This window comes from Streptomyces phytophilus (assembly GCF_013870535.1).
GTDB classification, from domain to species: domain Bacteria; phylum Actinomycetota; class Actinomycetes; order Streptomycetales; family Streptomycetaceae; genus Streptomyces; species Streptomyces phytophilus.
On sequence record NZ_JACBXC010001615.1, the window covers coordinates 1 to 1,160 of the forward strand.

Annotated in this window: 1 protein-coding gene; it reads right to left on the reverse strand. The window is 74.8% G+C overall.

What is annotated here, in order from left to right:
* Positions 1-1,106 (reverse strand): alpha/beta fold hydrolase (locus H5J30_RS34645; protein ID WP_181791772.1); only part of this gene is annotated, 1,106 nt, incomplete at its 3' end.
* Between the last annotated feature and the right edge of the window lie 54 nt (positions 1,107-1,160).

The following is a 1,160-nucleotide window of genomic DNA, read 5'->3' on the forward strand; positions in this document are numbered from 1 at the left end:
GCGCGCCGCAGGTCCGGCCACAGCTTCGTCGTGTACATCGCGTGCGTCAGCGCGTCGACGAACGTCGTCTGGTCCAGCACGCCCGCCGCGGTCTCGATCTCCCGCCCGTCGAGCAGGTCGAACAGCTGCCGCATCTCCTTCTTCGCCGCCGCGGGGTCGCCGCCCAGCGGGCACGCCGACGCGCCGCGCTTCGTGCAGTCGTCGGTGAAGTCGTCCAGCGCGCGCTGGAAGGCGTGGGCGTTGGCGAGGTAGGTCTGCCGGCTGTCCTTCAGCGGGTCCTCGACCCCGTCGAGGACGATCCGCCCCGCCTTGCGCGGGTAGTGGTGCAGGTAGTCGGCGCCCAGCTTGGTGCCGTAGGAGAATCCCATGTACGTGAGCTTGTCCTCGCCCAGCGCGGCCCGCAGCACGTCGAGGTCGCGGGCGGAGTCGACGGTGCCGACCCACGGCAGGAGCTGCGCGGAGTCCTCTTCGCACAGCCTGCCCTGGAGCCGGTGGTACGCCGCGAGCCGGTCGGCCTCCGTGCGGTCGTCGGGGGAGCGGTCCAGGCTCTTCGCCTCCCGCGCGGTCGGCCGCGCGCAGCGTACGGGGCTGCTCTCGCCGACGCCGCGCGGGTCGGGGGCGACGACGTCGTAGCGCTCGTTGAGCTTCGCGAACTTCGCGCCGAGGGTCGCGAGGCCCTCGACGCCGGACTCGCCGGGGCCGCCGAAGTTGAGCACGAGGGAGCCGATGCGCTCGTCCTCGGGGCCGGTCGCGGGCAGGCGGGCCACGGCGAGGTGGAGGTCGCCGCGGTCGGTGGCCGCGTAGTCGCGGGGGACCCGCATCCGGGTGCACTGGAGCCGTTCGAGGTAGGCGGGGGCCTTGCGGCCCGCCTTCTTCTCCGCCTCCGCGGCCGCGTGACCGCAGTCGTTCCACGACACGGACTGGTTGTAGTACGTGGCGAGCGGCGCCGTGTCGTCGTCGGCGGGGCGCCGGGCGGGGGCGCCGGCCGGGTTCGCGGCGGTGAGCGCGAGGGCGCCGGCGACCGGGAGGACCGCGACGGCGAGGGCGGCTCTGCGGGTCGCGGAACGGCGGCGAGCGGCGGGGGATATGTCGTGGTTCGCTCCCATAGGGCACACGGTAAGCGCGGCCCCGTACGCCCGCACCCGCGGCGCGGACCGCCG